The organism is Streptomyces pactum, assembly GCF_002005225.1.
In the GTDB taxonomy this organism is placed as follows: Bacteria; Actinomycetota; Actinomycetes; order Streptomycetales; family Streptomycetaceae; genus Streptomyces; species Streptomyces pactum_A.
In genome coordinates, this window is the sequence record NZ_CP019724.1 from 7,305,637 (window position 1) to 7,329,230 (window position 23,594).

The 23,594-nt window shown below is 71.6% G+C and carries 43 protein-coding genes; 4 read left to right on the forward strand and 39 right to left on the reverse strand.

Features of this window, described 5'->3' with window-relative positions; translation table 11 throughout:
- Nucleotides 1–129: 129 nt before the first annotated feature.
- From B1H29_RS38255 to B1H29_RS31730, 8 genes are all read right to left on the reverse strand, one after another.
- Nucleotides 130–273, reverse strand: coding sequence for a hypothetical protein (locus B1H29_RS38255; RefSeq protein WP_159027856.1), 144 nt, complete (start codon nt 271–273; stop codon nt 130–132).
- 144 nt (nt 274–417) lie between these two features.
- A complete protein-coding gene (locus tag B1H29_RS31705; RefSeq protein ID WP_055420678.1) occupies nt 418–1,002 on the reverse strand; it encodes a hypothetical protein in 585 nt (194 codons plus the stop codon).
- The gene (locus B1H29_RS31710) at nt 999–1,511 is read right to left on the reverse strand and encodes a hypothetical protein (protein WP_055420677.1); all 513 of its coding nucleotides are present in this window, start codon (nt 1,509–1,511) and stop codon (nt 999–1,001) included. The genes B1H29_RS31705 and B1H29_RS31710 overlap by 4 nt, the downstream gene beginning before the upstream one ends.
- Nucleotides 1,508–2,155, reverse strand: a complete 648-nt coding sequence (locus tag B1H29_RS39920) for a hypothetical protein (protein ID WP_267891980.1) — start codon at nt 2,153–2,155, stop codon at nt 1,508–1,510. Before B1H29_RS39920 ends, B1H29_RS31710 begins: the two co-directional genes overlap by 4 nt.
- Before the next feature lie 167 nt (nt 2,156–2,322).
- Entirely contained in the window at nt 2,323–3,447 is a 1,125-nt protein-coding gene (locus tag B1H29_RS31720; RefSeq protein ID WP_055420676.1) for a hypothetical protein, read from the reverse strand.
- 67 nt (nt 3,448–3,514) lie between these two features.
- Nucleotides 3,515–3,706 (reverse strand): hypothetical protein, encoded by a 192-nt coding sequence (locus tag B1H29_RS31725; protein ID WP_055420675.1) that lies wholly within the window; start codon nt 3,704–3,706, stop codon nt 3,515–3,517.
- Nucleotides 3,706–3,840 (reverse strand): hypothetical protein, encoded by a 135-nt coding sequence (locus B1H29_RS39925; protein WP_267891979.1) that lies wholly within the window; start codon nt 3,838–3,840, stop codon nt 3,706–3,708. The genes B1H29_RS31725 and B1H29_RS39925 overlap by 1 nt, the downstream gene beginning before the upstream one ends.
- Complete coding sequence (locus B1H29_RS31730) at nt 3,837–4,169, reverse strand: hypothetical protein (protein WP_159027857.1); 333 nt, start codon at nt 4,167–4,169, stop codon at nt 3,837–3,839. Before B1H29_RS31730 ends, B1H29_RS39925 begins: the two co-directional genes overlap by 4 nt.
- A gap of 178 nt (nt 4,170–4,347) precedes the next feature.
- Here B1H29_RS31730 and B1H29_RS31735 point away from each other — a divergent pair, with 178 nt between their 5' ends.
- From B1H29_RS31735 to B1H29_RS31745, 4 genes are all read left to right on the forward strand, one after another.
- Nucleotides 4,348–4,794 carry a helix-turn-helix transcriptional regulator gene (locus B1H29_RS31735; protein ID WP_234393131.1) on the forward strand — a complete coding sequence of 149 codons (447 nt, stop codon included), beginning with the start codon at nt 4,348–4,350 and terminating at the stop codon, nt 4,792–4,794.
- Complete coding sequence (locus B1H29_RS31740) at nt 4,787–5,203, forward strand: DUF6221 family protein (RefSeq protein WP_055420672.1); 417 nt, start codon at nt 4,787–4,789, stop codon at nt 5,201–5,203. The genes B1H29_RS31735 and B1H29_RS31740 overlap by 8 nt, the downstream gene beginning before the upstream one ends.
- Complete coding sequence (locus B1H29_RS39930; RefSeq protein ID WP_267891978.1) at nt 5,200–5,331, forward strand: hypothetical protein; 132 nt, start codon at nt 5,200–5,202, stop codon at nt 5,329–5,331. Before B1H29_RS31740 ends, B1H29_RS39930 begins: the two co-directional genes overlap by 4 nt.
- Nucleotides 5,332–5,432: 101 nt before the next feature.
- Nucleotides 5,433–5,645, forward strand: a complete 213-nt coding sequence (locus tag B1H29_RS31745) for a hypothetical protein (protein ID WP_055420671.1) — start codon at nt 5,433–5,435, stop codon at nt 5,643–5,645.
- 259 nt (nt 5,646–5,904) lie between these two features.
- On the opposite strand, the gene B1H29_RS31750 is transcribed toward B1H29_RS31745, so the two are convergent.
- From B1H29_RS31750 to B1H29_RS31900, 31 genes are all read right to left on the reverse strand, one after another.
- Entirely contained in the window at nt 5,905–6,660 is a 756-nt protein-coding gene (locus tag B1H29_RS31750; RefSeq protein WP_055420670.1) for a hypothetical protein, read from the reverse strand.
- 95 nt (nt 6,661–6,755) lie between these two features.
- Nucleotides 6,756–7,178, reverse strand: a complete 423-nt coding sequence (locus tag B1H29_RS31755; RefSeq protein WP_055420669.1) for a hypothetical protein — start codon at nt 7,176–7,178, stop codon at nt 6,756–6,758.
- The gene (locus B1H29_RS31760) at nt 7,175–7,582 is read right to left on the reverse strand and encodes a hypothetical protein (protein ID WP_055420668.1); all 408 of its coding nucleotides are present in this window, start codon (nt 7,580–7,582) and stop codon (nt 7,175–7,177) included. The genes B1H29_RS31755 and B1H29_RS31760 overlap by 4 nt, the downstream gene beginning before the upstream one ends.
- 4 nt (nt 7,583–7,586) lie before the next feature.
- Nucleotides 7,587–8,264, reverse strand: a complete 678-nt coding sequence (locus B1H29_RS31765) for a hypothetical protein (protein ID WP_055420667.1) — start codon at nt 8,262–8,264, stop codon at nt 7,587–7,589.
- Nucleotides 8,265–8,427: 163 nt separating this feature from the next.
- On the reverse strand, nt 8,428–8,685 hold the full coding sequence (locus B1H29_RS31770) for a hypothetical protein (protein ID WP_055420666.1): 258 nt from the start codon (nt 8,683–8,685) through the stop codon (nt 8,428–8,430).
- A gap of 190 nt (nt 8,686–8,875) precedes the next feature.
- A complete protein-coding gene (locus tag B1H29_RS31780) occupies nt 8,876–9,316 on the reverse strand; it encodes a hypothetical protein (protein WP_055420664.1) in 441 nt (146 codons plus the stop codon).
- A gap of 114 nt (nt 9,317–9,430) precedes the next feature.
- A complete protein-coding gene (locus B1H29_RS31785) occupies nt 9,431–9,628 on the reverse strand; it encodes a hypothetical protein (protein WP_055420663.1) in 198 nt (65 codons plus the stop codon).
- A complete protein-coding gene (locus B1H29_RS31790) occupies nt 9,625–10,440 on the reverse strand; it encodes a hypothetical protein (RefSeq protein ID WP_055420662.1) in 816 nt (271 codons plus the stop codon). Before B1H29_RS31790 ends, B1H29_RS31785 begins: the two co-directional genes overlap by 4 nt.
- 76 nt (nt 10,441–10,516) lie before the next feature.
- Nucleotides 10,517–10,717, reverse strand: a complete 201-nt coding sequence (locus B1H29_RS31795; RefSeq protein ID WP_055420661.1) for a hypothetical protein — start codon at nt 10,715–10,717, stop codon at nt 10,517–10,519.
- 79 nt (nt 10,718–10,796) lie between these two features.
- Nucleotides 10,797–11,174: a hypothetical protein gene (locus tag B1H29_RS31800; protein ID WP_055420660.1), complete on the reverse strand. Its 378-nt coding sequence runs from the start codon at nt 11,172–11,174 to the stop codon at nt 10,797–10,799.
- Nucleotides 11,175–11,212: 38 nt separating this feature from the next.
- Nucleotides 11,213–11,638 (reverse strand): hypothetical protein, encoded by a 426-nt coding sequence (locus B1H29_RS31805; RefSeq protein ID WP_055420659.1) that lies wholly within the window; start codon nt 11,636–11,638, stop codon nt 11,213–11,215.
- Between the two features lie 76 nt (nt 11,639–11,714).
- Nucleotides 11,715–11,912 (reverse strand): hypothetical protein, encoded by a 198-nt coding sequence (locus B1H29_RS31810; protein ID WP_055420658.1) that lies wholly within the window; start codon nt 11,910–11,912, stop codon nt 11,715–11,717.
- Nucleotides 11,913–12,271: 359 nt separating this feature from the next.
- A complete protein-coding gene (locus B1H29_RS31815) occupies nt 12,272–13,861 on the reverse strand; it encodes a DnaB-like helicase N-terminal domain-containing protein (RefSeq protein WP_055420657.1) in 1,590 nt (529 codons plus the stop codon).
- A gap of 13 nt (nt 13,862–13,874) precedes the next feature.
- A complete protein-coding gene (locus B1H29_RS31820) occupies nt 13,875–14,186 on the reverse strand; it encodes a hypothetical protein (RefSeq protein ID WP_055420656.1) in 312 nt (103 codons plus the stop codon).
- Nucleotides 14,186–14,554 (reverse strand): hypothetical protein, encoded by a 369-nt coding sequence (locus B1H29_RS31825; RefSeq protein ID WP_055420655.1) that lies wholly within the window; start codon nt 14,552–14,554, stop codon nt 14,186–14,188. Before B1H29_RS31825 ends, B1H29_RS31820 begins: the two co-directional genes overlap by 1 nt.
- 32 nt (nt 14,555–14,586) lie before the next feature.
- On the reverse strand, nt 14,587–14,874 hold the full coding sequence (locus B1H29_RS31830) for a hypothetical protein (RefSeq protein WP_055420654.1): 288 nt from the start codon (nt 14,872–14,874) through the stop codon (nt 14,587–14,589).
- Nucleotides 14,871–15,131: a WhiB family transcriptional regulator gene (locus B1H29_RS31835; RefSeq protein WP_055420653.1), complete on the reverse strand. Its 261-nt coding sequence runs from the start codon at nt 15,129–15,131 to the stop codon at nt 14,871–14,873. The genes B1H29_RS31830 and B1H29_RS31835 overlap by 4 nt, the downstream gene beginning before the upstream one ends.
- Complete coding sequence (locus tag B1H29_RS31840) at nt 15,128–16,855, reverse strand: DNA cytosine methyltransferase (protein WP_244209053.1); 1,728 nt, start codon at nt 16,853–16,855, stop codon at nt 15,128–15,130. Before B1H29_RS31840 ends, B1H29_RS31835 begins: the two co-directional genes overlap by 4 nt.
- Nucleotides 16,822–17,460, reverse strand: coding sequence for a hypothetical protein (locus tag B1H29_RS31845; protein ID WP_055420652.1), 639 nt, complete (start codon nt 17,458–17,460; stop codon nt 16,822–16,824). The genes B1H29_RS31840 and B1H29_RS31845 overlap by 34 nt, the downstream gene beginning before the upstream one ends.
- A gap of 2 nt (nt 17,461–17,462) precedes the next feature.
- Entirely contained in the window at nt 17,463–17,735 is a 273-nt protein-coding gene (locus B1H29_RS31850; RefSeq protein WP_055420651.1) for a hypothetical protein, read from the reverse strand.
- Entirely contained in the window at nt 17,732–18,154 is a 423-nt protein-coding gene (locus tag B1H29_RS31855) for a hypothetical protein (protein ID WP_055420650.1), read from the reverse strand. The genes B1H29_RS31850 and B1H29_RS31855 overlap by 4 nt, the downstream gene beginning before the upstream one ends.
- Entirely contained in the window at nt 18,154–18,903 is a 750-nt protein-coding gene (locus B1H29_RS31860; protein WP_063787532.1) for an exonuclease domain-containing protein, read from the reverse strand. The genes B1H29_RS31855 and B1H29_RS31860 overlap by 1 nt, the downstream gene beginning before the upstream one ends.
- Nucleotides 18,900–19,679, reverse strand: coding sequence for an ERF family protein (locus B1H29_RS31865; protein ID WP_063787531.1), 780 nt, complete (start codon nt 19,677–19,679; stop codon nt 18,900–18,902). Before B1H29_RS31865 ends, B1H29_RS31860 begins: the two co-directional genes overlap by 4 nt.
- Complete coding sequence (locus tag B1H29_RS31870) at nt 19,676–20,725, reverse strand: YqaJ viral recombinase family protein (RefSeq protein WP_055420649.1); 1,050 nt, start codon at nt 20,723–20,725, stop codon at nt 19,676–19,678. Before B1H29_RS31870 ends, B1H29_RS31865 begins: the two co-directional genes overlap by 4 nt.
- Nucleotides 20,722–20,964 carry a hypothetical protein gene (locus B1H29_RS31875; RefSeq protein WP_055420648.1) on the reverse strand — a complete coding sequence of 81 codons (243 nt, stop codon included), beginning with the start codon at nt 20,962–20,964 and terminating at the stop codon, nt 20,722–20,724. Before B1H29_RS31875 ends, B1H29_RS31870 begins: the two co-directional genes overlap by 4 nt.
- Nucleotides 20,957–21,370, reverse strand: coding sequence for a hypothetical protein (locus B1H29_RS31880; protein ID WP_159027858.1), 414 nt, complete (start codon nt 21,368–21,370; stop codon nt 20,957–20,959). Before B1H29_RS31880 ends, B1H29_RS31875 begins: the two co-directional genes overlap by 8 nt.
- The gene (locus tag B1H29_RS31885; RefSeq protein ID WP_055420924.1) at nt 21,367–21,750 is read right to left on the reverse strand and encodes a hypothetical protein; all 384 of its coding nucleotides are present in this window, start codon (nt 21,748–21,750) and stop codon (nt 21,367–21,369) included. Before B1H29_RS31885 ends, B1H29_RS31880 begins: the two co-directional genes overlap by 4 nt.
- Complete coding sequence (locus tag B1H29_RS31890) at nt 21,750–22,004, reverse strand: hypothetical protein (protein ID WP_055420646.1); 255 nt, start codon at nt 22,002–22,004, stop codon at nt 21,750–21,752. Before B1H29_RS31890 ends, B1H29_RS31885 begins: the two co-directional genes overlap by 1 nt.
- A complete protein-coding gene (locus B1H29_RS39935; protein WP_267891977.1) occupies nt 22,001–22,126 on the reverse strand; it encodes a hypothetical protein in 126 nt (41 codons plus the stop codon). Before B1H29_RS39935 ends, B1H29_RS31890 begins: the two co-directional genes overlap by 4 nt.
- Nucleotides 22,123–23,172: a hypothetical protein gene (locus B1H29_RS31895; RefSeq protein WP_055420645.1), complete on the reverse strand. Its 1,050-nt coding sequence runs from the start codon at nt 23,170–23,172 to the stop codon at nt 22,123–22,125. Before B1H29_RS31895 ends, B1H29_RS39935 begins: the two co-directional genes overlap by 4 nt.
- Nucleotides 23,169–23,552 carry a hypothetical protein gene (locus B1H29_RS31900; RefSeq protein ID WP_159027859.1) on the reverse strand — a complete coding sequence of 128 codons (384 nt, stop codon included), beginning with the start codon at nt 23,550–23,552 and terminating at the stop codon, nt 23,169–23,171. The genes B1H29_RS31895 and B1H29_RS31900 overlap by 4 nt, the downstream gene beginning before the upstream one ends.
- Between the last annotated feature and the right edge of the window lie 42 nt (nt 23,553–23,594).

Below are 23,594 nucleotides of genomic sequence, written 5' to 3' on the forward strand. Positions count from 1 at the left end.
ATCAGCTCGCGGAATTCAACACGTGATGAATGGCGGGCAGAGAGAAGCCCCGCCAGGACGGGGGGCCTGGCGGGGCCTCAGTTGCCGGGCGTTACCCGGCGCGCAGCCTCCAGTGTGACAGGAGGGCGGCTACTTCTTCCGCTTCTTCGGCGTGCCGGGCACGGGCTTCTTCTCGGGCGGGAACGAGCCGCCACGGCTCGCCTGGTACGTCGTCTCGTGGTCCTTCAGCCGGGGGTCGTCCTGCCGAATGGGCTTGCTGAATCCGAGTGCCATGATGGCGGTCCTGTCTCGTGTGATCGGGATGGGGACCGGGGCGTGGCCGCGCTCTTCCTGGCAGTTGGGAGCGGCCACGCTCCGGGGTAGATGGGCCCGTAGACGGGCGGTAGATCGCGGTAGATACGCCGGTAGACGTGCAGGTCAGGCAGCGGTAGACGGGGCGGTAGACGCCTCCTCGGCGACAGCCGGGGAAGGGGCCAGATCGACGCGCCGGACACCCCTCGTGGGGCTCTTACTGCCGGGCACCTTCACCTTGAGCTGGACGGGGATATGCAGGGCCTCCAGACGGGCCCGCAGATCACCCACCGTCCAGCCCTCCCCGTGGCCCCTCTCCTGGAGGTGGGCGAGGACCGTACGGAGGTGCACCGCGTCGGCCTCTCCCATCGCCTCCAGAAGGAGCGCCCGGACAGCGTCCACGTCGGGGCAGGCGGGGACCTCCTCGACGGCCGGAGCGCAGGCCTCACGGCCCGCTCGCCAGGAGGCGACCAGCCACCCGGCGGACAGCAGCCACAGGAGGTTGGGGAAGGCCCGCACCAGGCGCCACAGCAGGTAGCCGCCGAGGGCGAGGAGGACCAGGCGCGCCCAGCAGCCGAGCGCGGCCTTCACTCCGGTGAGATCGTCACGGCGGCCACGGCGTACCCACGCGGCGGCCCGCGCGCCCAGGCGGCGGGCGAGCACGGCGGACCCGGACGCGATACGGCCGGCGGGGCGGGAGAGGCGGCTCACAGCAGGCCCGCCCCTTGCACCACGGACACGATGCCGTCGCCCACGCCGTTCAGAGCGGCGGGCAGAAAGGACAGGGCCCCGGCCACGCCGGCGGTGAGCAGCAGGACGGCGCCGACGAACGCGCCGCCGATGATGCGCCGCTTCTCCTTCTTGCCCGCGGCCTTGTAGGCGAGGACGACGAGGGTCACGGCGATGACGACGACCACAGCGCCGGTGGCGGTGAGGCCGGTGAGCTGTCCGGTGGTGAGGCCTTGGCCGACGCGGGCGCCGGTGAGCCCCTGGCCCGCGGCCTCGCCTGCGCTGTTGCCGACGCCTCCGGTGCGGGAGTGGGCCCAGCCGAGGATGCCGCCGGGGCAGGCCGCGGCGCAGGCTGCACCCCCGAAGCCCTTGCCGAAGGAGGCGAGCATCTTGAATTCTCGGCCGCCGGTCCACCACGGGTAGAGGTTGCAGGTCAGGATGATCAGGGCGGCGAGGAGCCCGCCGAGGGTGAGGGTGGAGGTGGCGGTCACTTGTGCACTCCGGTGAGGGCGAGGATCGGGTCCCACCAGTCGAAGACGCCGAACGCGCCCAGGCTGGCGGTGACGAGGAGGAAGCGGGGGACGGCGCGGCCGGTGTGCCGGTCGAGGGCCCACGCGGTGGTCAGGGCGACGGCGGTGATGACGTAGGCGGCGAGGATGCCGGCCTCGGTGCGGGCCTGGTGGACGGTGTCGGACCAGAGGCTGACGGGGCTGTGCCCGCCGAGCCAGGGGGTGAGGGCGGCGAGGATCGCGAGGAGCATCCGCCAGGTGACGAGGTGCTCCCACAGCCAGTCCCAGGCGCGCGCCCACAGTGGCGGATCCGGGTCCGGATCCGGGTCCGCCCAGGTCAGGATCACGTCGTGGGTGTGGCGGATCTCGACTGGGCCCGGGTCCGGATCGTTCCGGACTGGCGTGGGCGGGGGCGCGGGGGGTGGTGGTGCGGGTTTCTCCCACCACGGCGGGAGTTCGTGGGGCTCGGGGGCGCGGGCGGGAAGCGGGGCGCCGGCGGGGATGATCCGGGTGGGTGTGACGGGGCGGGGCTCGGGCATGGGGGGCTCCTGGTGGCCGAAGGGGCGAGCGCTCAGGGCGCGGAGGAACACGCGGACGCGCTGCTCATCGGCGCCCTGGTCGGTCATGCGACGGTCCTCACGGGTCGGGGAGGCAGGTCGGGGTCTGCTCGCCGGGTCTGCACGGGGTCTGCTCGCCGGGTCACTCGCCGTCCCAGGGCCGACTGCTTCCGGCAGTCGCAGCGAGGGCCAGAACCGGGCGGTGCTGGCCGTCACTGGTGGTGCCGGACGCCGGGCTACTCGCTGGCAGGGGCGGTCTCCTCATGCGTGAGCAGGGCGCCCCACGCGCGGCGCAGGCGTTCATCGCTGCCGACGAACCCGCGGTCGCGGAACTCCTTCTGAGCGTGTCGGTAGGAGCGGGGCGGGTCGTCGGTGTAGCGCAGGTGCCGCAGGACCACGCACAGCTGCGCGTCGCTGAGGGGCTCGCCCGACACGGGGGTTGACACGCCCGCGACGGCACCCAGCTCAGCGAGCGTGACGGGCTGCGCCGGGGGTGTGTCGGCCGTGTCGGTGGTCGCGTCCGCTGCGGTGTTGACCTGCGTGTCGGTGGGCGTCACGGGGTGCGGGGCGGCCGTGTCGGGAGTGGTCTCGGGAGTCGTGGCCGGGGCGAGGCCGGGACGGTCTGTGTCGGGTGCCGTGACGGCGACCGATGCGGCTGTGTCGGGGGTCGACACGGCCAGCGTCAGGGTGCGCGCCGCGAACGCCGCGGCCTTTTGCCCGTGCTTCTTGTCGGTCTTCCGGAGGCGCTCCTCTGCCTTCGCGCGGGCCTTCGCGATGCGGGCCTCCGCGACCGTCAGCGTCTGCGCGCGGGCGATCTGCCGCTCCATCTCCCCGAGGTGGCTGGCGGTCTCGGTGACGACGTCGGTGACGGCGGCCGACCGCAGGTGCCGGGCGTCGGCGGCGGCGAGGGCGCGGGCGTTGCGGTCGGCGGCGGACTGGTCGGCGATCTGGGCGGCGGTGGTGTGGTCGGCGAGGACGTTCCCGGCGAACAGCCGCAGGGCCATGAACGCGGCGGCGGCCAGGGGCACGAAGGCGAACACCTTGGCGTGGCCCAGGATCAGCAGGGTGCCGGTGGAGACGCCGAGCGCGGCCAGGGACAGGCCGAGCATGACGGCGATGCCGAGGCGGGAGCGCTGCCGGATCGCAATCTCGCTCATGCGGAGGGCGCCGATCCAGAGGGCGTCGTAGACGAGGGCGATGGACCATCCGGCGATCAGGCCGAGGAGGCCGTCGAGGCCGAGCATGGGGCCGAGCTGGCCGCCGACGGTGATGGCGACGAGGGCGAGTGCGGCGAGGGTGAGGAGCTTCTCGACGACGGCGAACAAGTCGAGGCGGGCAGCGGCGGAGCGGATGCGGTCCATCGGGGTCCTCCTGGGTGGCCGCCTCCACGACGGGGGACGTAGCGGAGGCGGCCGGTCTCGGGTGGGGTCAGCGGCTGGAGCGGTACCAGCCGCCCTTGCGGTCGCGGGCGCGGTCGCGGTCTTCCCACGCCTGGCCTTCGCGGGCGGCGCGGCGGGCGACGCTGGTCTTGTGGCGGCGGAAGCGGCTGGCGTCGCCGGTGACCGTGACGCCGGCGGCGGGATAGTCCCGGCTGGACTTCGAGCTGCGGAAGAGGCCCATCAGGTGGTCCCTCGTCCGTTGCAGCCGGTGCAGGTGCGCCACACGGTGGTCTGGCCGCCGCTGGGCTTGGGCGTGGTCTCGGGGAATCCGCCCTTGCCGCCGCAGTTCTGGCAGGTGGGGCCCTGGTAGGTCATGCGGTCACTGCCAGGCGGGGCTGGGGCGCGGTGCCGGGGTCGGTCCAGGCACCGCACTTGCCGCAGACGAGCTGGTTGCCGTCGCGCCGCATGGGCTGGTTGCAGCAGACGTAGCCGGTCACCGCTGGCGCGAGGCACTGGGCGGCCTGGGTGCGGTTTTGCGCGGCGCGCTGCTCGTAGCCGGCGGCGCGGTCGTGGTCGCCGGCCTTGCGGGCGTCGGCCGCGGCCTCGACGTACAAGCTGGCGGCCCGCTGGTGCATGAGGGCGGCCTGGGTGAGGTGCTGCGCCGGGCTGGGCTGCTGGGGTTCCTGGTCGGTACCGTGGTCCACGGTCATTCCTCCTGGTGATGCAGGTGGATGGCTGGCCCGGACGGGAGGTGCGAACTCCCGCCCGGGCCGTTCTCGTTGCTGCCGTTCCAGAGTGCACGTTCTGCTTTACAACGTCAAGCAGAACAGGGAGGATGTTGCCGTGCCCAAGAGCCCTGAACCAGAGGGGAGCGCGCGCTTGATGACCACCACCGAGATCGCGAAGGAGCACGGGGTCAGCCGTCAGACGATCCACACGTATCGGCGGACCGGCATCTTCCCCGCTCCGGTCGAGGGCGAGGGCAGTACGCGGCCCCGGTTCCGTGAGGACCAAGTCGACGCGTTCTTCGAGGCGAACCCCAAGCAGCCGCGTAAGAAGCGCAGGCCCCAACCCGAGCAGCAAGGAGCGCCAGTGACCACGACGACCGATCCCCGGATCGCGATCCTGTCCAGCCTGAACGACCCGCCGTACAACGAGACGGCGGAGAAGCGCTGCGTCCCGTGGGGCGAGGCGGAGAAGCTGCTCGACGCCTACCGGGCGGCCGTCCTGCGGACCGCTGCTGACGAGCTGGCGGAGGACGATCACCTCCTCGCGGCCGAGGAGCTGCGCCGCATGGCCGACGAGAAGCCGGAGGCGCAGGATGGATGACCTGGTGCAGTGGCTGCGCTCGCAGCTCGACGAGGACGAGCGGACCGCCCGGACTGCGTGCGAGTACGCCGAGGCCGAGTGGCGGCTGGATGAGGACGGCGAGACGGTCTTGTGGTGGCCGCCCGAGCCTCACATCGCGGAGAAGGAGCGCGAGAAGGGGCTGCCCGTCGTTTCGGACCACTGGCGCGGCCAGACCATCTCGCCGGGCGGGACGCGCATCGCTCCACACATCGCGGAGCATGATCCGGCGCGGGTGCTGCGCGAGATCGACGCCAAGCGGCAGATGCTCGCCCGTGTCGTGAACCACGCGAACCTGATGGGGCGGGACGAGATCCACGGCGACCTGTTGCGCCTACTCGCCCTGCCCTACGCCGACCGGCCCGGCTACCGCAAGGAGTGGCGGCCGTGACGGCGATCTACCTGCCGGAGTCGGGGAGTCTCCCGCCGTGGGTGGGGATCCTGGTCGCCGCCGTCGTCCTGCCCCTGCTGGCCTACCGGGCGTACCGGCTGTGGCGGGCGTGGCGGCGCCGACGGTAGAGGCCGCCGTACGACAGCCCCGTCTCATCCGAGGCGGGGCTTCGCCGTGTCCGGGCTATCCCAGCGTGCGCCCGCCCGGGCCCGCGCGCAGGGTGGAGAGCATGAGCCCGCCGCCTGTGATCGTGTACCCGCCCGACGAGCAGGGCGGCCGGCGTGTGCGGGTCGACGGAACGATCCTCGGCCTGGCGTACGGCATCCGGGATGTCACCGCGTTCTTGCAGGAGGCCGGGCTCCAGGAGTTCGACGACATGGACGTCGTGCGGTCCGGCCTGATCGAGTGGCGTGGAGGCGGCCCGGAAGTCTGGACGCACTGACCGGGCCGGGCGTACGGTCTTGGCACCACCGAGAGGGGGGCGCCCGCTCGCGGTTGCGGCCCTCCGGCCCCTGCACCCCTGGGGTCGGAGGGCCGCGTCATGTTCGGCGGCGGTCCGGTGCGGGGTGCGTAGTCCCGCGCTGTCCGGACACTGCATCAGCTTCCGGACCGCCAGGCTCAGGATGCCACGGCCACCCACAGGACGACAGCGAGTGCCGCCACGATCAGGCACCGACCCAACAGGCGCCGCTGCTCCCGGCTCATGCCGCGATCACTCCGCCCTCGGTCCAGATCCGTCCGCACCCGGTGCAGTGCGCGACGGGCACCTTGCCTTCGCCGCCGTGGACGTCGATCTGCCCGCCGCACGCGCACGGGGCCTCCAGGGTCCGCTGCTGAGCCGCAATGTCCAGCGCCCGCTCGACCCGGGCCGCGGCGCCGGCCGCGACGGTCCCGATCCGCTGCTCCTCCTCGTCGGTGATCCGTCGGCACGGGCCCGGGGCGCGCTTGATGCGGGCGAGGAGCCACAGCGCGGCGTGGGGTGCGGTGCGTCGGCCGGTCCACCGCCAGCGCCGCGGGTCCACCAGGTCGGCGCGGGCCAGCTGCGCGCGGCGGGCCCGGTCGGCGGCGGCGATGTCGGCTTCGCGCTGGGTGAGGTACGGGTGCGTCGCGGTCCGGCGTGCGGTCGGTCCGGCGATGGGGGTGCGCTGGGCAGCGTGGGCGATGTCGTCGGCGCAGGCGATGAGGGCGGCTTCGACGGCGCGCATGGTGTCGAGGATGTGGAGGCGGACGGGGACGGGGCGTTCGCCGATCTGGATCGGGTCCCGCTCCAGGCTGCGGAGGTGGGCGGCCTGGTGGCGTTCGTACTCCAGCTGCTCGGCGTCGGCCTGGTCGAGGCGGGCGAGGTAGCCGCGGAGGCCGAGACCGAAGGCACCGTACTGGGCGGGGGCGCCGGCGGCTTCGCGGAGGTCGGTCCAGTGGAGGGCGATCGTACGGAGGTGGGTGGAGGTGGTGGTCATCGCGGGCTCCGTGGTGCTGGTGGGGCGGGTACGGTGATCAGCACCAGGGGGCGTGCCGGGTCTGGGGAGACAAGCGGCACGCCCCTGCCGTGTACTCACGGACGGGTCTGCGCTACATACCTGTCTCGCTTCATCTCCATGACGATCCCGGCAAACGCACGGCGGATCTGTTGCTCCGAGAGGCCTTCGTTCTTCAACCGAGCGACAAGAGTCGTCGTCAACTTCGCACACAACTCGTTGTGTTTCCTGACCGTCGCCCGCATCGACTCAACAGTCCTACGAAGGTCGTGCGTCATCTTGTGGTCCTTGGTGGCTTGAGGGGAGACTGCGCGCTCGCGGTCGCGCGCCAGGCCCCTGATCTCCTGCTGGAGCGAGGCGACACGACGGGCCAGCTCCTCGCGGGTGTCTGTCAGTTCCCTCTCCAACCGCTCAACCTTCTGCTCGGCCGTCGCGGCGCGCTGCTCCAGTTCCTCCCGCTCGCGGCGGTTCCTGGCGGCGTTGGCGTGCTTTCCCCTCACGGGTTCCTCCTGGTGGTCACGGGTGACTTGGGGGTCTTCCTGCGGCGCGGCTTTTGGTACTCGCCGACCTCTAGCCGCTCCTGGCGGCCGGTCCGGTGGACGGCTTCCGGCTGCGCCCGCTGCGGCGCGTGCATGAGCGCCTCGATCTTCCGCAGCTCTTCCAGCCGCTGAGCCACCAGCCGTTGCGCTTCGTCTCGGGCAGCGAGCGTCCGGGCGGTCGGCTTCCGTGCGGCCTGCTTGTCGGCGCGCTGGGCTGCCCTCTGCGCACGCTCGACGGCCTTCTGTGCTTGCCGGTGGCGGGTCTCGGCCTTCTCGGTGCTGCGGTCGACCTGGCGTTGGTACGCCTCGCTGATGGGCTCGGGCGGGCGCTGCCATCCATGGTTGATCTTGTGCTTGAGCTTCACGTGGTCACTTCTCCGTGGTGTGGTCGGCTGGCGTGACGATGGCTTGGGCTGTCGGGCACGGCCACGGCACGAGGTACTGGTAGCCGTCGCCTCCGTCGCGGCTGCACGTCCGGCACTGCTTGCTGTCGGGGAAGCCGGTGTCGTCGGGCTGGGGCTCGTGCAGGGAGGCGATGGCCGTGAGGCGCTGCTCGGCATCGCGGAGTTGGTCGCCGAGGAACTTGCCGTGCGGGAGGACGACGGACAGGGCGGCTTCGGCGGCTTCGTAGCGGGCGGCCTTGTGCCATGCGGGCAGGTTGGTGCGGCCGATGGCGTCGGCGATCTGCTTGAGCAGCGGTGACGTGGTGGACGGTGTCGCGTTGACCGGGTGCTGCGGGTGGTTGAGGTCGGCCATGGGCCCGTACAGGTTGGCGAGTGCGGCGACGGCCGTGGTGGTGGCGGGCTTGGTCGCTTCGGTCGCTGCCGGGGCGGGCGCCGTGAGGTCATCGGTGTCGGCTTCGTTCGCTTCGTTGACCTCCAGCGCGCGCCCGTTCTGCCGGATCACCTCGGCGAGGTCGGCGTGCGAGTACGGGTCGTCGTCGTCCATGAACCCGATGTCGCACAGGGCGCGGCGGATGTCGTCGAGCTGGTGCTCCTTCGCGCGGCGGGCTTGGTGGGCGAGGCGAAGGCGGGTCTCGGCGGTCACTTGGTCCTCCGTGCTGCGCGCTTCATCGCGCGCCGGGTCTTCCGGTTCGGTCGGGGGTCGGGTGCGTCGTCGTCGACCAGCTGCTCCGTACGCACCAGCTCGGTCTGCCAGGTGACGCCCGGGGCGGGCGTGTGCTCGCCCCGGGGTGCCGACGACGGGCCGCTCACGCTGCGCTCGCCTGGTCGTGGTTGGTGCCGAGCAGATGCTCGTCGGCGGCGGCCGCAGCGTCCAGCGCGGCGTGCCGGGCCCGCTGCCGCGCCTCGTCTCGGCGGAAGGACGCGGCGACCCCGAGGAAGAACGCGGCGGCGAGCAGGCCGGGGACGACGTAGTACGGGTGGTAGGTCGCAGAGATGCCGGCCACGACCGCGGCGAGGAACGCCGTGAGCTTGCAGGCGGCGGCGGTGCGCTGGGCGTGGGTCACAGGTAGCTCCCGACGATGGGCACGGTGCGGATGGAGTGGCGCTGTAAGGCGGTGAGGCCTTGGCCCCACAGGTCGGATTCGAGGGGGCGGCGGGCGTCGTGGCTGCGCTTCGGCCGGCGGGTGAGGCGGCAGTGGCAGGCGGGGGTGGGTGCTGTGGCGGGGATGAAGTGCCCGCGGGTGCACCGGCGGCTCACGATTGGACCTTCGGATCGATGAGGTCGGCCGCGTAGTCCGTGACCTTCGACGCCTGCGTGGCGCCGCGCGTCTCGTCTCGGGTGCTCCGGATCCGAGTGGCGAGGTGGTGGGCGTACGCGTCGATGGCCTGCGCCATCTCGTCCTCGCTGACGTCCTCGTGCCGCAACGCCAGCAGGTACGCGGCGGGGTCCTTGGCGTGCTCGGCGCGGCAGCAGCGCCGGTCGGAGAGGTGGACGCCCTTGTCTGCGAACGCCTTGACGATGGCGGGGTCGTCGAGGAAGTCCTCCAGGGATTCGTCCTCGGTGTCCCAGTCGCCTTCCTGGAGTTCGCCGATGAGGTCGCCGAGGACCTTGCGCTTGGTGGTGTCGTCGGCGCCGGTGTCCACGAGGGCGCGGGCGACGGGGGCGAAGATGCGGTTGGCGCTGTTCCAGCCCATGTCAGGTGTCCTTCCGGGTGTGGCGGGTGAGGGCCCGCCCGGCCCGGCCGAGGCCGAGCAGGGCGAGGCTGATGAGCGGGAGGGCGGCGACGGTGACGCCGAGGAGGCGGGCCATCAGGCGGCTTCCTCGTAGTCGGGCTCGCGTTGGGCGCCGGCGGTGCGGCGGATGGCGTGCCAGGCGAGTCGGGCCGTGCCCCAGACGATGGCGATTACCGCGTAGAGGGCGAGGGTGACGACGGCGGCCACGATGGTTAGCCAGGCGAGGAAGGCCCAGCCGAGGGTGTAGAGGGTGTTCCAGGCTTCGGTGATCACTGCTGTGCCCCGTCCTGGTGCGCTTCGATGAGCGTCCGGACAGCGGCCCGGTAGCGGCGGGCCTTGGCCACGGTGTCGTCGTCCCAGCCGTGCTGCTCTTGCATCTCCTCCAGCGCGCCGTGGACGCACGTCTTGTCGTGCTCGGTCTGCTCGCAGTCCCAGCCGCAGATGACGGCGTACAGCCAGGCATCCACGCGGTAGACGCCCCAGTCGCGGCTGCTGGTGGCGAGGAGCGTAGCGAAGCCGTCGAGAGCGGCAGCCAAGGTCGGGAGGTCGACGGCGGGCCGCTCGGTGGGTTGGACCTCGTCGGCCCTGCGGCGCAGCTCCTCGGCGACGCGGAGGATGCCGACGTTCTCGGAGACCTGCGCGGACTTCCGGGCTCCGAAGGCGGGCTCGAACTGGCGCTGTTGCTCGGCGATGTCGGCGGCGTCGCGGAGTCCGGCGGCGTAGTCGGCGCAGCGGTCGGCGGCGGCCTTCGCCAGGGTCTTGCCCAGCTCGATACGAAGGCGGGTGATCTCGGCTGTCTGGTCGACGGGCGCGGGCAGCACGGCGGGCCCGGACGGAGCGCGGAAGGACAGCATCGAGTCGAGCAGCTCAGCCACCGGCGGACACTCCTTCTCGGCGGTCAGGTGCTCGGCGTGCAGGCCCAGCAGCTCGGCGGCGCGCCCGAGCCCGGCAGCACGCTCGGGGAGTCCGGTGGTCGCGTCGGTCTGAAGGTTGGAGGCGAGGACGTCGGCGTGGTGGGCGAGGAGAGCGGCGAGCTGGTCGCGGCTGAGGCTGATGCGGGCGGGCACGGTGGCGGGTCCGGTCATGGTCTTCTCCTGGTGGGTGTGGTGGACTCGGGGGTACCGGCCGCCCCTGCTTGCTTCAGGGGCGGCCGGTCTGCGATCAGGCGCCCTGGGCCGGGTTGTGCTCGGGGCAGTAGTCCCGGCCCTCGATGTCCGCCCACCCGTCGACGGCCAGGGCGGCGTTGTGTCGTGCGGCCTGATCGGCGGGGGTGGTGGTCTGGTAGGCGGCGGTGATGGCGTAGTTAGTGCAGTTCTCGTCGTCGCAGGTGGTCTGGCTGGTGGTGGTGCGGTTGCTGCGCATCGGGGGCTCTCCTTGGGTGGGTAGGGTTCGGTCACCGGCCGCCCGCGCACTTCGCCTGCGCGGGCGGCCGGCCTGTCGTTCAGCGGCAGATGACGCAGACGTGGAAAGCGTCCGTGCTGTCGTGGCAGCGGTCGATGCAGCCGCGGCAGTACGGCGTGCTGGCGTACCGGGCGCTGCCGTCCCATCGGGGGTCGTCCGGATTGAACGGGCGCTGGCACTTCCCGCACGCCTCGGCGGTCTCCTCCGGCGTGGCGTCCTCCGTGGCGGGCCGCTCGACAACGGTCGTGATCCGCTCCATCAGCCGGTGCTCCCAGCCCGGCTTCATCTCCCGACGCGCGGCGAGCTTCTCCAGGGCCTTCGGCTTCGACTGCCACGACCAGCGGACGCCATGCTGCGCCCAGGGCTGGCCGGGGACGGGGCGGGACTGGATGAAGTAGCTGGTGCTGTGGTCGGTCATGACGGTCCTTCCGGGTTCGGTGGTGTAGGGCGTGCGGGTCAGGAGTCGCCAGCGATGGCGCGGAGCTGCTGGATGCCGTCCTGGCCGCTGTTCACGAGGGCGATCGCCGCGGCGTAGTCGGGGAAGGCGACGGCGAGCCGGGCGGCGTTGTCGGTGTCGGCCGACGTCCAGAGGCTGAGGAGCTTGGTGGCGAAGGTGCTCGGCGGCCATCCGCCGAGGCGGTCCTGCCACAGGACGTGCGCGGCGGTCTCCATGGGGATCTCGGCGGCGGGCTGCCCGGCGGTGATCGCGTCGAGCATCTTGGCGGCCTCAGCGACCAACTCGGGGTAGTGGTCGAGGCCGTCTTCCTCGCCGCACTCGTAGCCCTTGTGGATGTCGTAGTCGACCTCGTTGACGAGGGCGCGGACGAACAGGTCGAGGGTGCGCGGGGTGAGGTGGTAGGTGGTCGTGGGCTGGTCGGTCACGGTGTGCTCCTTGGTCTCGTGCGGTAGTGATCGTTGGCTGGATTGCGCGTGGCTGGCTGTAACCGGATGGCTGCGCTCAGGCGGGCCGGGGCTTGCCGCAGCAGGTTTCCTGGTTGGCGTACTTCGGGTCTTTGCAGGTCGAGCAGCGCCAGAGGAATCCGGCGCGGATTCCGACGCGTGTGAGGGCGTTCACCTCGGTCGCGGTTTCTGCGGAGCCGAGGAGTTGGGCGATGGCGGTGGTGCGGGCTTCGCGTTCCTTTTCGACGGGGGTCATGTGGCGGGCCTCTCGGTGGGTGCTGCTGATGTGGGTGTGGTGGGTGGTGGCGCGACGCTCGTCCTCGTCCCACCTAAAGGAGTGGGACGAGGGACGAGGTCGCTGGCACGTCGTCCCGACTTCGTCCGGGACGAGGTGGGACGAGGTCAAGCGATCAAGGGGCGTGCTGGTCAGGTGGGGTGTGACTTCGTCCCGTGACGGTTCGTCAGGTCGGGACGAGGTGGCTTTCAAGATCGGGACGAGGTCGTTAGGGCTGTGACCTGCGGGTTTCGTGTTTCGCCGTCCGGGCCGGTTCATGATCGGGACGAGGTCGGGACGAAGTCGTCCGACGGTGCGGGACGAGGTGGGGACGAGGTCGCTCACGCCTTCTCACCGCCTGTCGGGGGGAGCCGATGGAGGGTCGCCTTGCGGGGGCCCTGCTCGGTGACGACACGGCCGGCGTGGACGAGTCGGGTCAGCGCGCGGCGGGTGACGGAGGCGCGGCCCGGGATGAGTTCCTCGAGGGCGTTCTTGCTCATCGGCTCGGTCGCCTTGGCGAGGACGTCGAGGACGGCGGCCTCCCGGTCCTTGATGTCGGCCTCCTCCTGGGCGGCCTTGTCCTTGACGGCCGCGGTCTCCTGCGGGTCGTCGTTGTGCTGGACGGGCGGGTACAGGTGGGCGGCAGCGAACTCCTCGCCCTCGGAGCGGATGACGAGGTCGGCGAACCAGTGCATGGGGTTGCGGCCGCCGGGGAGGGCGTGGCGGCGGATCTGTGCGGGTCGGTCCTTGGCGACCCGCAGGCGGCTGCGGCCTTCGGTGTTGATGCCGAAGGGGCGGACGGCTTCGAGCATGTACTGGACGCCGTCGACGGCGTTGAGCTTGTGGACGCCGCCGAGGGCGTAGCGGCCGCGTGACTCGGTGGACTTGACGACGTGGTCGAGGGGGACGACTGCGGCGCCGGTGTCGGCCAGGGGGCGGAGGAGCATCCGGCCGAACTTGGCGATTTCCGTGTTCTCTTTCAGCTCCAGGCCCATCATCACCATGGCCTCGGTGACGCCGTCGACGATGATCAGGGACGGGCCGAGGTCGCCGATGCGGGCGATGAACTGGCGCAGCTGCACGGGGGTGGGGGTGCTGCCGGGGCGGACGTAGTGGAACAGGCGGGCGATGTCGTCGGGGTTGGCGCCGATGAGGAGGAGCCGGGAGACGACGCCGGCCTCGGAGTCCTCGAAGTCGAGGTAGGCGACGTGGTTGCCGCGGTTCATCTCGACGAGGCAGGAGACGAGGGCGACCCATGACTTCCCGGCCTCGGACTCGCCCTGGATGCCGTTGACGCGGCCCGGGTAGAAGAGGCCGATGCCGTCGTCGCGGGCGCCGATGGTGGGCTGCTGGGGCTTGTGGGTGCCGTCGAGGACGGGTGTGAGGTCGGAGAACGTCCAGCCGGTGGCGGTGTCGCTGCTGGTGCGGGGGCCGGTGCCTTCGACGGCCCGGTTGATCTTCTCTTGGACGAAGTCGAGGACGTCGGCGAGTTCGCCTTCGCCGGAGCGGAGCTTGGTCTCGGCGTCGGCGGTGGCGCGGAGGACTTCGCGGCGGATGTAGGCGTCGCGGATCTTCTCGGCGTAGTAGGGGCCGTTGGCCGCGCTGGGGACGGCGTTCAGGAGGTCGTGCAGGTAGGCGGGGCCACCGATGCGGGTGAGGTCGCCAGTGCGGCGCAGGTCGTCGGCGAGGGTGATGGGGTCGACAGGTTGGCCGCTGGTGGCAAGGCCGACGATGGCCTTGTAGATCGTCTCGTGGATCGGCCAGTAGAACTCGCGGCCTTCGAGGATCTCGACGACGTCGGGGATCACGTTCGCGGAGAGCACCATGCTGCCGAGTACGGCGTGCTCTGCCGCTTGGTCCCGCGGGGGTGTCCGGTTCGGGACGTCCTCGTCCGCCGTGGCGCGCGGGAAGGGGCGGACGTTGTCCTCCACGGTGGCGGTCTCCTCAGAAGAGCGTGGTTGGTTCGGTGGAGCAGCGGTGCGATGTGAGGTGCTGGTGGGGGCAGTCGGGTGGGTGGCGGGTGTGGGCCCAGCGGAGGCGGAGGGGCCCGTACTGCTGGCGGGGCAGGCACCAGACGAGGTCCATGTCGGTGGAGCGGGCCTTCGCGGCGGGCCAGGGCCTGGCTTCGTCGGCCGGTGGGAGGTCGACGGTGGCCTTGAGGGCTGCGGTGGTGCCGACCCACTGGACGAGGAGGGGTGCCCGGCACGCGGGGCAGCGGCGGGAGTCGACGCCTCCGCCCCGCGGCCGGGCGGCCATCACGCCTCGCTCGTTGCGCCGACGAGGAGCCCCGAGCCGTGCTTCAGAACGTCCTGCGCACGGTTGACGTCGGGGTCGAGTTCGGCGTCGAGGGTGCCGCCCTTGGTGCGCAGCCGGTACAGGCCCCGCTGGAGTTCGCGGAGCCGCTCGTCGGAGAAGTCGTCGGGGGCGACCTCGATGCCGACGATGCGGACCTTCACGGAGGGGAACTTGTCCTCGTCTGGGCCGGGCTCGACGCGCTCGGCGTGGGCCAGCTCGACGACGGCCATCCAACGACCCTTGCGCTGGCGGAACATGTCGAGGGCGTGGTCGGCGAGGGCGTCCTTGACGTCTTCCAGGACCTTGCTGTCGATCTTTACGTCGGGCATGGGGTGCCTTTCTGGGTTGGTGGTGCGGTGGGTCAGGTGGTCGTGTGGTCGACCGCGGCCTGCGCGGCGCGGTAGGTCTGGGGGCTGGAGCGGCGCTTGCCGGAGGCGATGGCGCGGTCGTCGTGGACGCGGGAGTCACTCAGCGGCGAGGGAGTGGTCCAGGCGCCGGCGGGGAGTCCGGGGCCGGGTTGCGGCTTGGGGCGTCCCTTGGCGGCCCATGGCGAGTGGCGGTCGCACTTCCAGCCGTTGACGTAGAAGTGGGTCTCGCCGTCGTGGTTGGTCGCGGGGATGTCGCAGGGTTCCGGGGTGCGGGCGCTCATGCCGCCGCCTTTCCGCGGGTGCCGGGGCGCGAGCGGCGGCGGCGCTGGCGGAGCTGCTGTTGGCTCATGCCGCCCCAGACGCCCCACTTCTCGCCGGTCTGGATGGCCCAGGCGGCGCACTGGGCGGCGACGGGGCAGGTGTTGCAGACCTTCTTGGCGGCGTTGACCTGCTCGCGGGCGTGCAGACCGTTGGCGTAGAAGGCGCGGGGGTCGACCCCGATGCAGGCGGCGCGGGCCATCCAGTCGAGGCTGCTCATGCCGCCACCTCCGCCCGGTGGAGGCTCGCGCGGAGCCGCTCGCCGATCCACTCCCCGACCTGCGGGGAGACGGCGTTGCCGAACCCGTCGACCTGGTTGCGGGCGGTGCCCCAGACCTTGAAGCTGCCGCGGTAGTCGCCGAAGTTCACGTCGAAGCCGCAGCCGCGGCCGATCTCGTACTCCCGCATCATGCGGAAGTGGCAGTCCTCCAGCGGGAGATCGGCGAGCGCGGCCCGCCACTGCGCGGTGAGCAGCGCCGTGGTGTCGGCGGCAGTGATGGTGCCGAGCGGGTCGGTCAGCGGATGCGGCGCGGTCCCGTGGCCGGGGCTGGTGCCGTTCTGCTTGTACCAGCCGGCGGCCGTGAGCAGGCCGGGGATCTGGTCCGAGGTGAAGGCGGGCATCGCCTCGGCGTGCATCGTGGGCACGGTGTGCTTCCGGTACGGCACGACGCCGGACGACACGACGGCGAGGGTCTCCGATCCGACCTGGGTGGGCAGCGGCTCGTGGCCGCTGCGCGGGGCACCCTGGTAGTTGTCCACGGCCAGCGCCAGGCCCGATGCGGTCTCAGCCCACAGCGGCTCCGCGAGGGGCCCGGTCGACAGGATCGACGTCTCCTGCTGGCTGGTCTGCGTCGCCAGCGGCTGCAACGGGTGCTTCTCGATCCCGTGCACGCCCTTCGCGGGCATGAACACGGCGGGGAAGTCCGCGAACCGCTGGCGGCACCGCTCGGCGCGAGCCATCGTCGACCGGGCAAGCGGACCGACGAACCCGTCCTTGAACGTCTTGACCGGCTTGTCGCCGATGCGGACGCCGAGGTCGGTCAGGTCCAGCGCTGCCAGGGACGGCGTCATCGGCGGCACGACCTCGCGGCGGCAGATCGGGCAGCGGTAGTCGTACTGCTTGCCGTACTCCACCAACCCGGACGCTGGGACGCCGGTGCGCCAGGTCCACACGGCTTCGACGTCCTTGTCGCAGCGGTGGCAGCGGGAGACCGGGCGGTGCTCCAGGTCCGGGGCGGGCAGGGACTTCTTCCAGAACACCCAGTAGCCGCGGTTCCTCGACTGCGGGACGCCGAAGAACTGGGAGTTGAAGAAGCACACCGCGCCGTCGTAGCCGAGCAGGTCGAACTGCTTGAGCCACCACCTGTAGGTGCTGCCATCGCCGATCTTCGGGCGGCCGGGGATGGCCGGCCCCCACGACTGGAGGCCGGTCGTGCACTCGATGAGGATCAGCCACGGGTGGTGCTTGGCCGCGTAGTGCAGGACGCAGTTGGCCGTGGCCCGGTCGCGCTCGGAGCGGGTGACGCGGGCTTCGTAGTCGGGGTCCTCCAGCTCGAAGAGCGTCCCGCCCTGCAAGTACGCCTTGATCGTGTTGGCCTGCGAGTGGTTGACGCAGCTCACGCCGGCGGCGAGGAGGTCGGCCCGGGGGAGGTCGCGGGCGGAGTGGTAGTCCGCGGCCTCGGGGTCGACCAGGTCGGCGATCCAGTGTTCAGCGTCCGGATGGTTGGCCTCGTGGACCTGCACCTTGTACGGGTTGTGGTTCGCCGCCATGATCGTGGTGAATCCGGCGCGCCGGATGCCCTCGGTGAGGCCACCGAAGCCGGAGAACAGATCGACTGCGGTGTACTCGTCGTGGCGGAAGCGGCGGCGCCGGGTGGCCGGCCGGTGGGTGGCGGTGCGGGCCTTCTGCGTCACCGGGCCACCGCCGGCATGTTCAGCGGCCACGTCACGCCGTCCAGCGCCCGGCGGTGGGTGTCCGGGAGGACGACGAGGGGGTAGCCGAGCCAGTGCAGGCCCATCGCGGCGAGGATCGTCGCGTCTGCCTGGTCGTAGCGTCCGCGGCCCTCGCACGGCACGCCGTATCGGTCGACCACAGCGTCGCGGACCATGGCCTTGGCGATCGTCTTCCGCTTGTTCGCCGGGTGGTCCTTGGCGGGGTTGGCGACGCCGCAGGCGTAGATGATGCGGTGCTGCGGCGGGCAGATCGCGAAGGGGATCCGGCGGCGCCACAGGTCGTGGCGGATGAGGCCGCGGAGGTAGGTCATCTCCTCGACGCCGGGCCGGTAGCCGACGGACATGGCGACGCCTTCGATGACGACGAGGTCTGTGGTGTCGGGTACGCGGTCGCGGATGGTGCGGCGGTGGAACTCCAGCCGGTCGTGTCCGGTGCGGGTGCCGGGGATGAGGGCGTCGGCGGTGGTGCCGTCGCTGATGCCGGTGCTGGTGAGGGAGAGGTCGAGGCCGTAGACGGTGGGGATGGTGAGGGGCCTCGGCCCGGCCGCCGCGGGGGCGGCCGGTGCCTCGGTGGTGACATCGAAGAGGGTGCTCATGTTCAGTCCCCCGTGGTGGTCGGTGTGGTGTGGCGGCATTCGGTGCAGCACGTGCCGCCCGTGGCCAGCCGAAGCTGGAGCGTGTCCCGGTCCTGCACCACGCACCGCGCCTCGACCTGGTCGAGGGCCTCGACGGGGCGGAGCAGTGCGGCGTCGGCGGTCTCGCGGGTGGAGCGGTGCCGGCCGGTCGGGACGGGCCAGGAGCGGGCGATGATGACGGCGCCGACTCCGGCGGTGGTGATGGCTGCGCCGAGGGCGGCGGCGAACTGGCTCACGACAGGGCCTCCGGCTTCGGCTTCTGGAAGCCGGGCTGCCACGGCCCGCTGTCCTCGATGTGCCCGCCGTGAGGCATGCAGAGCGCGTCGTCGAGGCGGGCCTGGAGGTGGTCAGCGCGCTTCTTCTCCGCGGCCATCTGCTCGCGGACGGCGGCGAGCTGCTTCTCCAGCTCGGCCAGGTAGTCCGGGTCCGACTCCGCCAGGGCAGCGTTCCGCTTGCTCAGTTCCTCGACTCGACCGGACAGACGTCGGTTGGTGGCGTCGGCCTCGGCGAACTGGCTGGCGCTGGTCTGCGCTGCGGTACGGAACGCGTTCCGCTCGGTGCGGGCGTCGTCGCGCTGCTCGATGGCCTGGGTGAGTCGGGCCCGCAGCGCGGTGGTCTCCCGCTCGTGGCGGCGGCGGGTGATGAGTCCGAACATCACGAGGTCTCCGATCGCTGGGCCGGGATCAGCGGCCAGGAGCCGTCGATCGTCTTGTTCGGGTCGCCGCCCTGCTCCGGCGTGGCCTTCGTGCGGAACCACTTCTGGAGGCCGGCCTGTTGGTCCGCGCGCCACTTCTGCTGAGCAGCGAACAGCTCCTGCGGTTCATACCGGTCGAGCTGCGGGTATCGGGCGAACTGCGCCTCGGCGATCAGCAGTGCGGCCAGTGCGTCTGCCTTTGCCTCGTGCCAGTCGTTGAGCGCGACGCCGTACCGGTCGGCGGTGGGCTTGAGCTTCCGCTGGCCGCTGCCCCGTACGCCGCGGTAGAACTCCTTGTCGATCACGTGGGGGTCGACGAGGGGCAGTGGGCCGGGCCCGACGAGCTCCGCCATGGTCGGGAGACCGTGCCGCTGGAGTTCGTAGTGGAGGATCGACCAGTCGAAGGACTGGTTGAACGCGACGACCGGCATCCCACGACTGATGGCTGCAGCCAGGTGTCCCGCGATCTCCTCCAGCGTGGCCTTCGGGTCGCTGCCCTCAGCCTGGGCCTTGGCGTCCGTGATGCCGTGGACTTCGGTGGTGGCGGGCGGGATCGGCACTCCGGGGTTGATGAGGTAGGTGAAGGACCGGTCGTCCATGCCGGGGGCGCGGACGATGAAGGCGGCGGTGACGATGCGGTCGTTGGCCGGGTCGATGCCGGTTGTCTCCGTGTCCCAGGCCGCTTTCCAGGCGTCGGCGAAGGTACTCACTGGCCACCGCCGGTGCGCTCGCCGTGGATCCGTCGGCCGAGGTCGCCGAGCGTCTCCCACTCACCCGTCTCGTTCTGCACGCGGGAGCCGAGCATCCGGGCGTTGGACACCTCGTAGCCGATCTGCTGGATACGGCCCGGGGACGTCTTCGGGTCGAGGAGCTCGTCGCGGTACGACTCGGCGGACCGGGCGGGGGCGTCGATACCACGCTCGATGCGGTCGGCGTCCGGATCGCGGTCCCCGGTGGGGACGAGCCCGGCGGTCAGGAGCAGCGTCCGCAGAGCCACCGTCTGTGCCTTGGTGGTGGACTTGTCGGAGGTGTCCAGCGCCTCGCCCGCCGTCTGCAGGGTGAGGGTGTCGCCGAGGGGCCCCATGATCTGCCAGGTGACCGTGACGGTGCACTCGCGCATCATGCTGCCGCTCTTGGTCTGCTTGCCGCCGTATGACGTCGCCACGTTGACCGGCAGGACGTGCACGCCGTGCTTGAGGGTGACCGGGCCGAAGTGCTGGACGACGACGTCGGCACCGCGGAAGTTGTACTTGGTGCGGCCCTCCTCGTACTTCTGGCCCTTGGCGATGGAGCGAATCTCGCGGCGGACGCGGAGCCACGCGATATGGATGGGCACCATCTCGGGGTCGTCTTCGCCGGGCTCGTAGTCGGCCATCGGGTCCGGCATCGGGGTGTAGTCGTCGGCGGGCGGCGCGTCCGCGGCCGGGCCTGCGGCCGTGTCGGTGCGGCCGGCGGCTGCGGCGGCCCGCTCAGCGATCGTGGTCATACGGCGTGCTCCTCACGGACAGAGCGGGGGATGTTGATCTGGCGGTAGGCGCGGTCCTCGACGCAGTCCGCGTAGGCCTCGGGCCAGCGCTCGGCGAGGCGCTTGGTGTCGGTCCACTCCTTGGAGCGCTCGTCGAGCGACACGTACGGCCGGTCCAGGACCGTGGCCGCCTCGGCGCCGCCGAGCCCGGCGAGGATCCGGGCCTTCGCAGCCTTCTTCCGCTTCTCGGCGGCCGCGTAGTCGGCGTGCGCGTCGAGGTACTCCTCGATGGCGGTCTGCGTGTCCACGTCCCGGGTGATGTCGACCGTCCCCTCCCGCTCCGGGTGGAGTCGGCCGTACAGGTCGAGGAGGACGTCGGGGTCGGCGTCGTGGGCGAGGACCGGCTGGCGGCGTTCGGTGATCTGCTGCCACGCACGCTCACCGGCCGCGCGGAGGTCGGCGACCAGCTGGGCGTGGTCACGGACGCGGATGACGTACTGCCGGTAGTCGTTGCCGCCGATCAGGACTGCGGCGTGCATGTGGTCGTAGCCGCAGGTGTCGGCCTGGTGCAGGGTCTGCACCAGCACGTCGTCGGCGACTCCGGCGCGGAACTGGCTGGCCTTCATCTTGTCGCGGCACTTGATCTCGACGGCGCACTTCTCTTCGCCGTCGGCGAGGGGGCACTTGAGGACGCGGCGGTCGAGGGTGCACATCTGCCAGGGCCGGTCGATGTTCTGGACGAGGCCGACGCGGCGGACCATTGAGCGGTTGCGGCGGGCCCATTCGCGGGCGACGGTCTCCTCGAACGCGCGACCCCACAGGGCGGGTTCGGAGTCGTCGGACTCCAGCGGCAACCCGCCCGTCTTGTCGTGCCAGACGGACAGGGCGTTGCCGTAGCGGCTGATGCCGAGGATGGCGGCGATGTCGGAGGAGCCGATGCCGGAGCGGCGGGCGGTGAGCCAGTCGGCGCGGTCGGCGTCGGCGGGGAGGATGAGGCGGCCGGTGGGGGTGACCCGGCGGCCGGCGGCCGGGGCCGTGATGGCCCCAGCCTGCGCGGTCGTGCTCACTTGCTGTCCTCTCCGGTGGTGCTGATCAGGTGGTAGACGTGGCGGCCGTCGGGGTCCTGGCCGACGATGAGGAGCCCGCGCCCGGCGAGGGCCCGCAAGTCCTTGCGGGTCGTGTTGCGCTTCGCGGTCGGCCAGGGGCTGTCGGTCATGAGCTGCTCGGCCAGGCCCGTGGTGACCGGCCGGCCGTGCTCGCGGACGGCGGCGTAGAGGTACTGGCGGCGGGTGGTGAGGTCAGCCACGGCGCACCTCCTGGCGGGCCGCCGTCTCGTCGGCGACGTGCTGGTGCAGCAGCCGCCGCACCTCGTTCACGTCGGCGTCGTCGGGACGGACGACCACTCGCAGGGTGCGGACGAGGCCGCGGAGCATGGCCAGTTCGCCGTCGTAGGCCTCGGGAGTGGCGTCGGCCGTGGTACGGCTGCTCTTCTCCTCAGTGGCGGCGGCGCGGGCCACGGACGCCTCCAGGCGCAGGAAGCGGAGGACGGCGTCCTTACGGACAGTGCGGGAGGCCCCGACCTGGAGGCGTCGTTCGGCTTCCTCGGCCACGGCCGTGATGACTTCGGCGCGGTAGGCGTGAGCCAGCCGGTACGCCTCGATCGCATCGAGCCGCAGGGACAGGGCCACATGCAGTTCCATGGCGGCGCTCATGCGGCAGCACCACCCTCGCGGCGCTGCGCCGGGATCACCACGGCCGGAGCCGGGGCCAACGCCCGCAGACGCTCGGCCAGCGCGGCCACCTGCTCCCCATACACCGGAGCCTCGAAGCCAACCCCCCGAAGGATCTGCTCCAGACGCAGGGCCTCCGGAGCGTGCCCGTCGTGCCCCGAGGCCGCGGCACGGTCGGCCGCGTACTCGAGGAACAGGCCGAGCAGCTCCTCGTCGTCCGCGATCGCCGTGATGGCGCGGCTGATGGGGTGCTCCAGGTCGAGCATCACGCCGGTCGGAATCCGGCGGACGTAGATCCGGGCAGGGCCGGTGACGGCAGGCCGCCGAAGGAGGCGGTGGAGGATGAGACGAAGGCGGTTCATCACTCGTCGTCCTCCTCCGGGATCGAGACGCCGGCGGCTCGCTGCCACTCGGCCCACCCGTGGACGGCCTCGCGGACCGGGACGGAGCGGTCGGGAGTACCGAGGGCGGTCGCAGCGGCCAGCGCGAGGGTGGCGTGCGCCTGAGCGATCCCGATGACCTGCTCGTTGCCCTCTTCGACGTAGACGTTGCCGCGCTCGGTCATGAGCCCCTGGAGGAGGCGCTCGGCTTCGCGGTAGTGCTCGGGACCGGTCATCGGGTGCCTCCGGAGTGGCGGTTGAGCAGGTGGGAGAGGTAGGCGGGGACGTCGCTCGCGCAGAACGCGACCCAGACGAGCCCGACGACGGTGGCCCAGATCAGCCACTCGAGGACGTTCACTCGTCGGCCTCCGCGTCGTACTCGGAGGCGACCTCCAGCGGCGTCACCACGTAGCCAGTGAGCCAGGTACGGCCGGGCTCCATGCCGCGGGGCGTGACGTGCGCGAACAGCTCGGCCTCACCGTCTTCCGGCTGGTCGACCGTGTCCTCGTCCTCGCTCCACCAGTGCTCGACCTTGGCGGTTTCCGGGTACTTGCGGAGCAGCTCGGTCTCGCAGTGCTTCCGCGCCTCGGCGGCCGTGCGGTACAGGCCCATCGGGATCGAGTCGTGCGACGCGCGGTAGACCGTGCGCGGCGCGGCCTCCAGCTCGGCGACGCGGGCCTCGGCGTCCAGCAGACGGCGCAGCACCGGCCCCATCCGCTCACCCATGTACGAGAGAAGGTTGAGGCAGTACAGGTCCTCCCACGCCGGGTGCTGGTGGTCCCGAACGTCACGGACGGTCTTGGCGAGGCCAGCCACCAGCTCCGTGCTCGCAGGCTTCGCGCTGGCCAGGTACTCGAAGGCGAGGGCGCGCTGCTGTACGCGCTGCGCCGTGCCCTGCGGGTAGACGCCGTCCTCGCGGAACTCCTGCGGCTCCGGGCCCACCGGCATCGGCAGGGCGCCCAGCTCACGAACCGCAGCCTCACGCACCCACGCCTCATGCATCCGGTCCCGGCACGGCACACAGATCACCGGAGCCCCGCGACCGCCCAGCCGCACGAACTGGTTCCCCGCGTCGGCCAGCAGCGTCGGGCACGACGCGCACCGCTCCGGCACGACGTACCGCTCCACCGGCCGCAGGTACCAGACCTGCCCCGTCACGCCGTCCCACTCGAACGGCACCTTCACCAAGCGGCCGTCATCCGAGTGCGGGGTCGTCGCACGCTCCATCACCGGCGCGAGGAGTCGGAACGCCTCGGCCTCGCGCGGGTCGCCGGCGAGCTGGCCGCTGAGGATCCACGTGTCCGTGTCCTCGGCGATCTCCCAGTGGTCCACCTGCGGCAGCCAGGACGGCGCCGTGTCGAGCAGGGACGCGAGAGCGGCCGCGACCGTCGAAGGGGCGCTCATGCCGCCACCGCCGCAGCGATCTCGTGGATCACGGACTCGGTCGACGGCAGCACCACGGTCACGTGCACCGGGATCTCCGGGAACCTCACCGGGGAGTCCGTCCACGTCTTGGTGTGCAGCGTCCACACCGTCTGGCCCGACGGCAGGTCCACCTTCGACACGGTGCCGCCCTGCACGAACAGCCACTCGCCGATCACGTCGATGTCCGTGGCGGTCACCAGCACCGCGTCCGTCGTCGCCTGCACCGCGATGTGCTGGGAGGCGGGGAGGCCGTGGTAGGCGACGGTGGTGTCGTAGTTGCTCTCGTTCCGCTCGCGGGCGGCCTGCCTGTCGAGCAGCGACAGGTGCTCCACTCGCGGGGTCTGGAATGATGTGGCCACGGGGGCCTCTCTTTCGTTCTGGTGTGAGGTCGCCGAGTCGGG

Excerpts from the sequence above, each read along its gene's own strand:
- B1H29_RS38255 (WP_159027856.1), bottom strand. The coding sequence starts at position 273 with ATGGCACTCGGATTCAGCAAGCCCATTCGGCAGGACGACCCCCGGCTG.
- B1H29_RS39920 (WP_267891980.1), bottom strand. The coding sequence starts at position 2,155 with ATGACCGACCAGGGCGCCGATGAGCAGCGCGTCCGCGTGTTCCTCCGC.
- B1H29_RS31720 (WP_055420676.1), bottom strand. The coding sequence starts at position 3,447 with ATGGACCGCATCCGCTCCGCCGCTGCCCGCCTCGACTTGTTCGCCGTC.
- B1H29_RS31725 (WP_055420675.1), bottom strand. The coding sequence starts at position 3,706 with ATGGGCCTCTTCCGCAGCTCGAAGTCCAGCCGGGACTATCCCGCCGCC.
- B1H29_RS39925 (WP_267891979.1), bottom strand. The coding sequence starts at position 3,840 with ATGACCTACCAGGGCCCCACCTGCCAGAACTGCGGCGGCAAGGGCGGA.
- B1H29_RS31735 (WP_234393131.1), top strand. The coding sequence starts at position 4,348 with ATGACCACCACCGAGATCGCGAAGGAGCACGGGGTCAGCCGTCAGACG.
- B1H29_RS31740 (WP_055420672.1), top strand. The coding sequence starts at position 4,787 with ATGGATGACCTGGTGCAGTGGCTGCGCTCGCAGCTCGACGAGGACGAG.
- B1H29_RS31745 (WP_055420671.1), top strand. The coding sequence starts at position 5,433 with ATGAGCCCGCCGCCTGTGATCGTGTACCCGCCCGACGAGCAGGGCGGC.
- B1H29_RS31750 (WP_055420670.1), bottom strand. The coding sequence starts at position 6,660 with ATGACCACCACCTCCACCCACCTCCGTACGATCGCCCTCCACTGGACC.
- B1H29_RS31780 (WP_055420664.1), bottom strand. The coding sequence starts at position 9,316 with ATGGGCTGGAACAGCGCCAACCGCATCTTCGCCCCCGTCGCCCGCGCC.
- B1H29_RS31790 (WP_055420662.1), bottom strand. The coding sequence starts at position 10,440 with ATGACCGGACCCGCCACCGTGCCCGCCCGCATCAGCCTCAGCCGCGAC.
- B1H29_RS31795 (WP_055420661.1), bottom strand. The coding sequence starts at position 10,717 with ATGCGCAGCAACCGCACCACCACCAGCCAGACCACCTGCGACGACGAG.
- B1H29_RS31800 (WP_055420660.1), bottom strand. The coding sequence starts at position 11,174 with ATGACCGACCACAGCACCAGCTACTTCATCCAGTCCCGCCCCGTCCCC.
- B1H29_RS31810 (WP_055420658.1), bottom strand. The coding sequence starts at position 11,912 with ATGACCCCCGTCGAAAAGGAACGCGAAGCCCGCACCACCGCCATCGCC.
- B1H29_RS31820 (WP_055420656.1), bottom strand. The coding sequence starts at position 14,186 with ATGGCCGCCCGGCCGCGGGGCGGAGGCGTCGACTCCCGCCGCTGCCCC.
- B1H29_RS31825 (WP_055420655.1), bottom strand. The coding sequence starts at position 14,554 with ATGCCCGACGTAAAGATCGACAGCAAGGTCCTGGAAGACGTCAAGGAC.
- B1H29_RS31830 (WP_055420654.1), bottom strand. The coding sequence starts at position 14,874 with ATGAGCGCCCGCACCCCGGAACCCTGCGACATCCCCGCGACCAACCAC.
- B1H29_RS31835 (WP_055420653.1), bottom strand. The coding sequence starts at position 15,131 with ATGAGCAGCCTCGACTGGATGGCCCGCGCCGCCTGCATCGGGGTCGAC.
- B1H29_RS31845 (WP_055420652.1), bottom strand. The coding sequence starts at position 17,460 with ATGAGCACCCTCTTCGATGTCACCACCGAGGCACCGGCCGCCCCCGCG.
- B1H29_RS31855 (WP_055420650.1), bottom strand. The coding sequence starts at position 18,154 with ATGTTCGGACTCATCACCCGCCGCCGCCACGAGCGGGAGACCACCGCG.
- B1H29_RS31865 (WP_063787531.1), bottom strand. The coding sequence starts at position 19,679 with ATGACCACGATCGCTGAGCGGGCCGCCGCAGCCGCCGGCCGCACCGAC.
- B1H29_RS31880 (WP_159027858.1), bottom strand. The coding sequence starts at position 21,370 with ATGAGCGCCGCCATGGAACTGCATGTGGCCCTGTCCCTGCGGCTCGAT.
- B1H29_RS31885 (WP_055420924.1), bottom strand. The coding sequence starts at position 21,750 with ATGAACCGCCTTCGTCTCATCCTCCACCGCCTCCTTCGGCGGCCTGCC.
- B1H29_RS31890 (WP_055420646.1), bottom strand. The coding sequence starts at position 22,004 with ATGACCGGTCCCGAGCACTACCGCGAAGCCGAGCGCCTCCTCCAGGGG.
- B1H29_RS31895 (WP_055420645.1), bottom strand. The coding sequence starts at position 23,172 with ATGAGCGCCCCTTCGACGGTCGCGGCCGCTCTCGCGTCCCTGCTCGAC.